9 protein-coding genes are annotated in these 7,319 nt (G+C 38.8%); all 9 read left to right on the forward strand.

Annotated elements, in window-relative coordinates:
• The first annotated feature begins 10 nt into the window (after positions 1-10).
• Complete coding sequence (locus tag ACEW8U_RS15810) at positions 11-1,012, forward strand: enolase C-terminal domain-like protein (RefSeq protein ID WP_373523022.1); 1,002 nt, start codon at positions 11-13, stop codon at positions 1,010-1,012.
• A 36-nt stretch (positions 1,013-1,048) separates the two neighbouring features.
• Positions 1,049-1,255: a hypothetical protein gene (locus ACEW8U_RS15815; protein WP_373523023.1), complete on the forward strand. Its 207-nt coding sequence runs from the start codon at positions 1,049-1,051 to the stop codon at positions 1,253-1,255.
• A gap of 19 nt (positions 1,256-1,274) precedes the next feature.
• The gene (locus ACEW8U_RS15820) at positions 1,275-3,119 is read left to right on the forward strand and encodes a glycoside hydrolase family 2 protein (protein WP_373523024.1); all 1,845 of its coding nucleotides are present in this window, start codon (positions 1,275-1,277) and stop codon (positions 3,117-3,119) included.
• Between the two features lie 266 nt (positions 3,120-3,385).
• Positions 3,386-3,826, forward strand: a complete 441-nt coding sequence (locus ACEW8U_RS15825) for an antitoxin Xre/MbcA/ParS toxin-binding domain-containing protein (protein ID WP_373523025.1) — start codon at positions 3,386-3,388, stop codon at positions 3,824-3,826.
• 3 nt (positions 3,827-3,829) lie between these two features.
• Entirely contained in the window at positions 3,830-4,282 is a 453-nt protein-coding gene (locus ACEW8U_RS15830) for an RES family NAD+ phosphorylase (protein WP_373523026.1), read from the forward strand.
• A gap of 314 nt (positions 4,283-4,596) precedes the next feature.
• Complete coding sequence (locus ACEW8U_RS15835) at positions 4,597-4,977, forward strand: hypothetical protein (RefSeq protein WP_373523027.1); 381 nt, start codon at positions 4,597-4,599, stop codon at positions 4,975-4,977.
• An 82-nt stretch (positions 4,978-5,059) separates the two neighbouring features.
• Positions 5,060-5,467, forward strand: a complete 408-nt coding sequence (locus tag ACEW8U_RS15840) for a hypothetical protein (protein WP_373523028.1) — start codon at positions 5,060-5,062, stop codon at positions 5,465-5,467.
• Between the two features lie 171 nt (positions 5,468-5,638).
• The gene (locus ACEW8U_RS15845; RefSeq protein ID WP_373523029.1) at positions 5,639-6,484 is read left to right on the forward strand and encodes an N-acetylmuramoyl-L-alanine amidase-like domain-containing protein; all 846 of its coding nucleotides are present in this window, start codon (positions 5,639-5,641) and stop codon (positions 6,482-6,484) included.
• Positions 6,485-6,567: 83 nt separating this feature from the next.
• The coding region (locus ACEW8U_RS15850; RefSeq protein WP_373523030.1) for a glycoside hydrolase family 43 protein at positions 6,568-7,319 on the forward strand (752 nt) is incomplete at its 3' end.

The following is a 7,319-nucleotide window of genomic DNA, read 5'->3' on the forward strand; positions in this document are numbered from 1 at the left end:
ATAATACAAAATGGATAGAAGAAAATTTCTTTCGGGATCATTGTTATTCTCTTTAGTTGGGACCAATGGTTTTGCAGCGGATTTTTCAAAAAAAACACAACTGCAAACCGAATCTAGAACTTATCCCGATCCAATTCTAAATATCCGATCGCAAATTCCCTTTCCTATAATCATACAAAAAATCGAAATCCTGGAATCAGTAGGCCAAAAGTTTATTGTAGTCACTTCTAAAGATGGGATTCAGGGAATCACAGTCCTTAATTTCAGGATGGAGTTTCTGTTACGGATCCTGCAAAAGTTGATACAGCCTTTTTTTATTGGAAAAGATGCACGGGATATCGAACAGATTCTTGATTTCATATCTCATGACAGGCGGGTATATAAATACTCCGGAATCCCATTGTTCAATTGTATTGGTCAAATTGAAATTGCTGTCATGGATTTGTTGGGCAAAGCTGCAGGGATTCCTTCCTCAGACTTCTTTGGAAAAAGAATCCGCCATGAAATCCCCATGTATGTTTCCAGCCTTACCCGGGAAACTGGCCCGGAGGAAGAAATCGCAAACTTGGAAAAACAGCTTGCAGAGACTGGTTCCAAGGCCGTCAAAGTTAAAGTTGGAGGACGGATGAGCCGGAATGCCGATGCTGCCCCTGGACGTTCGGAAAACCTCATCCAGTTGTTGAGGAAAACTTTTGGGGATGACTTGACTATTTATACGGACGCCAATAGTTCTTTTGATCTTAAGGAAGGTCTGAAAATGGCTTCTTTTCTCGAGGAGCATGGTGTGTCTATCTTTGAGGAACCCTGTTATTGGGAGGACTATGCATCCAATCAAAAGATAGCCGCCAGCCTGAAGACCATGAAACTGGCGGGTGGTGAACAGGATACTTCATATTTAAGATGGAAAGATATAGCCCAAAACCAGGTGTATCATGTTCTCCAACCCGATTTGTACTATAATGGAGGAATTATCAGGGCATTTTATGTAGAAAAATTGGCAATGTCTAATTGACTTAGGATTGCACCTCATAGCCCCAAAGATGATCCCTTGGCAGCGCCCTTTTTCCAATTGGCATCCGTTTCAACTATATTGGAGGGATACCAAGAGTTTCCGGGAGGAAAGAAAAAATATCCAGATTGGTATTACCCTCATTTTGATATCGAAAATGGTTTTATCAAAGTACCTACAGGTCCAGGTTTGGGGCTGAAGTATGATGATCTCATTTTTAAAAAATCCAAAATAATCAATTCCTAACCAGACAATTTACCCAGACATGAAAAGTTTTAAAAATCTATCGACCTATTTTATTTTATTCACTTTTTTATTCCAACCAATTTTTCTTCAGGCACAAGCCCTCAACACAAATCCCATCCTGACGCCTTGGGCAGAAAAAGTCGATGCCAATGCACCACATCAGGAATACCCAAGACCACAGATGGTGAGGGAAAATTGGACCAATATCAATGGTCAATGGGATTATGCGATATTGGAAAAAGGGCAGCCTATCCCCACACAATTCCAGGGAAAAATTACGGTTCCTTTCCCTGTGGAATCTTATTTATCAGGTGTCATGAAACCTGTTGGAGCTGAAAAAGAGCTTTGGTACAAAAAGACATTGAGTATTGCCAATAAAGACAGAAAGGGAAAAGTTCTTCTACATTTCGGAGCAGTAGATTGGGAAGCGGAGGTGTTTGTGAATGGGAAATCTGCTGGTATTCACCAAGGAGGATATGATCCTTTTTCTTTTGATATCACCGGTTTATTGAACAGAGGTCAGCAACAGGAAATCACAGTGCGGGTTTGGGATTCAACAGATGATGGACCGCAACCAAGAGGCAAACAGATCAATCGTCCACGTAGCATTTGGTACACCCCTGTGACGGGTATCTGGCAAACTGTTTGGTTGGAATTTGTTCCCGAGACATACATATCTGCTTTAAAAATAACTCCTGATTGGGATAATGGTAAGTTTTTAGTAGAAACTGAAGGTGAATTGAATTCAGGTCAATATACCTTGGAAATTAAAGCATTGGATGGCGGTCAGTTGATCTCAGAAACTTATGGTAGGCTTGGAAAAGGTATCAGTTTGGATATTCCCAATCCTAAATCCTGGTCTCCAGATGATCCCCATTTGTATGATTTTGAGATCAGTCTGAAGCGTGGCAATAGGGTCATAGATCAGGTTAAATCTTATGGAGCTTTAAGAAAAATCGCGATCGGCTATGATGCCAATGGCATGCAGGTAATGGAACTGAACGAAAAAGCATTGTTTCAATATGGCCCCTTGGATCAAGGTTGGTGGCCGGATGGATTGTATACCGCTCCTACGGATGAAGCATTGGCATTTGACATCATCAAAACCCAAGAAATGGGGTTCAATATGATCCGAAAGCATGTCAAAGTGGAACCTGCCCGATGGTACTATCATTGCGATAAACTGGGAATGTTGGTTTGGCAAGACATGCCTAGCGGAGATATGGGAAATGTATGGGAATCCAAACCAGGCATTTATCGTAAAGGGCTTAATAAAGAAAGAACACCCGAATCCGAAGAAATTTTCAAAACAGAATGGAAAGCCATTATGGATGCATTTCATCATTTTCCTTCCATCGTAGTTTGGGTACCCTTCAATGAAGCTTGGGGACAGTTCAAAACCAAAGAGATCACCGAATGGACACAGGCTTATGATCCCACAAGATTGGTCAATTCTGCTTCCGGTGGTAATTTTGAATTGGAAGGAAACAAAATCACCGGAGATATCTTCGACGTCCATAATTATCCCGATCCTGTGATGCCTTCGCCTGATTTATTTGGAAAAGTAAATGTCCTGGTTTTAGGTGAATATGGGGGATTGGGTCTGCCTGTGGAAGGACATACCTGGCAAATTAAGGACAATTGGGGCTATCAATCCTTCAAAACAGAGGAAGAGCTATTGGTCAGATATCAGCGTTTGATCGTGGACCTAAAAGCACTGATTCCCTTAGGACTAGCCGCAGCAGTTTATACCCAGACTACTGATGTGGAAATCGAAACCAATGGATTGATGACTTATGATAGGAAGGTGATTAAATTTCCTGTTGATGTTTTGAGGAAGCTTCATATGGAGCTTTATAAATAAATTGAAATAGATGGAAATAAAGTGAAAATCGATATTTATAGATACTGGATATTTGTTGATATTGAATTGGAATAGAAGCCAGATCCAGGGTGTGGAAGAGATTATTGAAAAAAAAGATATAGTTGAAATATGATTGTTATAAGGTAGATATAATATTCTAGGACAAAGCTTTATATCTCAAAATTTGAATAATTAATAAATCGGTAAATTTACCATATAGTAAAGGTAAAATTTCTTATATTTATTTCTCATTAAAATCTTCCCAAATGTCAGCTTCTGTATTAGATAAAAAGCAGCAAAAGATCCTGGAAGAAATTCCTTCTATCCACGATTTTTCTAAATTTTATTTCTACCTCTCAGAGAGTAAAATGGATCATGAATTCTTGGTTATTTTGAATCAATTGACTGGACAGACCGACACAGTTTTATCTGATTGGCTCAATATTTCAGCCAAGACTCTAAGGAATTACAAGTGCAAAACAGACCTAAATCTAAAGGAAAATACTAAAGAACATATTTTAAGTCTTATTGCACTATACAAGCATGGAATGGAGGTTTTTGAAAATAGCGAAAACTTTGAAAATTGGCTGAAGGCTAAAAATTTGCTTTTAGGAGGTAAGGCTCCAATTGGATTTTTGGATACTATTTCCGGCATTAAGTGGGTGGACAACCGACTGACTGCAATGGAGTATGGTGAAAATGTCTGATTGATGGTTGTCTACAACATCCGGAAAGAAAAATATGCATATCAGCTTATTGCTTCAGGTATCGCCAATCGATGGAATAAGGAAGAAGAATTTTTTATATATGCAGGAGGGTCTATTGCACTTTCAGTGTTGGAATTGCTTGCCCATAGGAGCGGAATACACATGGGACAAGGTTATCGGATGCTCTCCATTCAATTAGACCTTCGAAGTAAAGATATGCTTGAAATTCCTGCTCATGTATTGCCGAAAGATTGGAAGTCAATCAAGAGTTATCCGATTTTACAAGAAATCGGTTCTGACTGGTACAGAAATCAAAAAAGTCTAGCCTTGAAAGTCCCATCAGCTTTGGTTCCATGGGAACATAGTTATATCATCAATACAAGACACCCATTGTTTCAAGAAAAAGTTTCCCTACTTTCTGTTGAGGATTTTGATTGGGATGATAGACTTTTTTGATGAAAACATGGGTTGATAAACAAAAGAAATATAATAGAAATAAATTGAAATAAGGTTGAAATAATTTCCTCATCCGCGCTTTATTTTGTCATATCAGGGATGATGAAGGAAGTTATATCGCCGAAGGCATACCTGCCCGCCTGAGGAGGGTTTCAACTATATATCGCAAGGCATATATCAACTTCATATCGCCGAAGGCATATTTCAATTATATATCGCAAAGCATATATCATTTAAAAATCAACTATTTCATTATTATTTCGTAAATTGACTGGAAATCAATTAAATATTCCCTCTCCAAGATTTATTGAGTCATGAAAAAATCAATTTCTATTTGTCTCGTTTTCATCTTAGGAATTAGCTTTTCAGCTCTTTCTCAGGACATTCTACCCAAACTCAAAAAGGATTTTGAATGGAAAGGCCTTGAAGAGTTGCCATGGTATCACGGAATCCCCAGACTAAACGATAAGGACTGCGTAGTTATCCTTCATCCTGATCTTGAAAAAGAATTCAATTTCCCTGGGCTAGATGGACAGAAATTCTCATTAAAAGCTGAAGGTGAAAAGTCTGATTTTGGCAATCTACCTATCATTTACAATATGCCGATTTATAAACCTCAAGGGGATTTTCCGATACTTGTCCATGTGCCGGATGATAAGGTGAATTATACGATAAGGATCTGGCCGGTGGATTGATGGAAGGTTCGATTATTCCTCGTCAAAATTCGATGTTCATTATTTGAAATTGAAAAATTGGGAAAATTTTAAAATTGGAAAATTGATTAATACCATCCTTACCAAGGTTACAACGCATCCAAAAACCATTTTTCTTATTGATGGATTCGGTGCCCTTCTGACATCCTTTTTGCTTTTAGGAATACTCAGGCCATTTCAGGAATATTTTGGGATGCCAAAGGATATTCTTACGTTTCTTACCTTGATTGCATTGGCTTTTATGGTTTATTCCTTTTACTGCTATAACTTCTTGAAGGGTAATTGGAAGCCTTTTCTTTTTGGTATCAGCATTGCCAATTTCCTGTATTGCTGCCTGACCTTGGGACTTGTCTATCTTTTCTATACAGAGTTGACTGGTTTGGGAGTTGCTTATTTTTTGGTTGAGGTGATGGTGGTAATGGGTTTGGTGCTGTTGGAGTGGAGGTTGATAAAACCTGGAGTGGTGCAATAAAACTTGACCAGGCCTTTGATTACAAAGAAAAATATACCTAATATCTTTTGGATAAATATAAATGAAAAAGTTACTGATTGACACCAATATTAAAATACATGGCAAAATCCTGAAAAACTGGAATTGGAATAGAACATTTTTTTATATTTAACACAAATTATTAATCAATCCATGCGCCTGATTCCAATCATTTTCTTCTTTCTCATTCCATTCTTAGTAAAAAGCCAAACCGTTTGCACGGCTGAAAGCAGGGAACGGCTTGATACCTATTTGCTGAAAATATCTGAAATGGATCTTTCCCAAAAGTCGGCCAATGAACTGAATATAGAAATCGGGAAATGGTTTCTCAACACGCCTTATGTGGAAAAAACCCTTGAACTTCCCGGTGAGGAAAAATTGGTGATCAACCTGACGGGACTGGACTGCACGACTTTTTTGGAAACGGTGGTAACTTTGACAAGATTGGCGATACAGGGTCAATTTACTTATGAGGATTTTGAGCGGGAACTTGAAATACTAAGGTATCAGGAAGGCGTCAGAAAAGGTTATCCTTCAAGATTACATTATTTTTCTGACTGGATTTATCAGAATGAACAAAAGGGAATACTAAAAGACGTCACCAAGGAAATTGGTGGTAAGGTTTATGCCAATAACCCAAGTTTTATGACTTCCAATCCCCAATATTATGCACAGTTGGGAAATCCGGATTATGTCAATAGGTTAAAGATTTCTGAGGCCGACATCGGCAATAGAACCTATCATTATATTCCCAAAGAAGAGATTGTCAACCACGAGCAAAATATCAATTCCGGTGACCTGATTGCCATTACCACCTCTATGCAAAACCTGGATATTGTTCATGTTGGATTTGCTATTGAAAAAAACGGTAGGATTCATTTGTTGCATGCAGGGACGAAGAATATGAAGGTGGAGATTTCCGAAATGCCCTTACAAGATTATTTGAAAGGAAATAAGTCACAGTCCGGAATTATGGTTGCACGCTTGTTGAATCCTTGATTCAATCTCCTGACAAGAGTTAATTTGAATTGCCATTTTACGGTATCATTAAGTACATACATTCATATCCGAACATTTTCCTAATGAATAAATTACTATACCATTTTCTATTGATTACCATACTCCTTTCCTGCAAGGATAAGGTTCAGGATGAAACCGTAAAATATTCCGGCAATCCCCTTTTCGAAGGTTGGTATGCAGATCCTGAGGCCATCATTTACGGGGACACATATTGGATTTATCCCACCTATTCGGACAAGTTTCATCGGCAGTTTTTTATGGATTGTTTTTCCTCACCTGACCTGGTCAACTGGACAAAGCACGAGAGGATTATTGATACAGCAGAGGTCAAATGGGCTGATTCAGCCATGTGGGCGCCGGGAGTTATTGAAAACAAAGGCAAATATTTTCTCTTTTTTGCCGCCAATGATGTGCATGAGGGAGAAATTGGGGGAATAGGTGTAGCTGTTGCCGATCAGCCACAGGGTCCATTCAAGGATTTATTGGGCAAACCTTTGATACAGGAAATAGTCAATGGGGCCCAACCGATTGACCAATTTATTTTTAAAGACAAGGACGGCAGTTTTCTGATGTATTATGGCGGTTGGGGCAAATGCAATGTGGTCAAATTGAATGACGAATTTACCGGTTTGCTTCCCTTTGAGGATGGTGAATATTTCCTGGACGTAACTCCGGAGAGTTATGTCGAAGGACCATTTATGTTTATCCGGGATGGTATGTATTATTTTATGTGGTCGGAGGGAGGATGGACCGGACCAAACTATAAAGTCGCCTATGCCATTTCTGATAATCCTTTTGGACCATTTGAACGGAT

The sequence above is a fragment of the Aquiflexum sp. genome, from assembly GCF_041751335.1.
GTDB lineage: Bacteria > Bacteroidota > Bacteroidia > Cytophagales > Cyclobacteriaceae > Aquiflexum.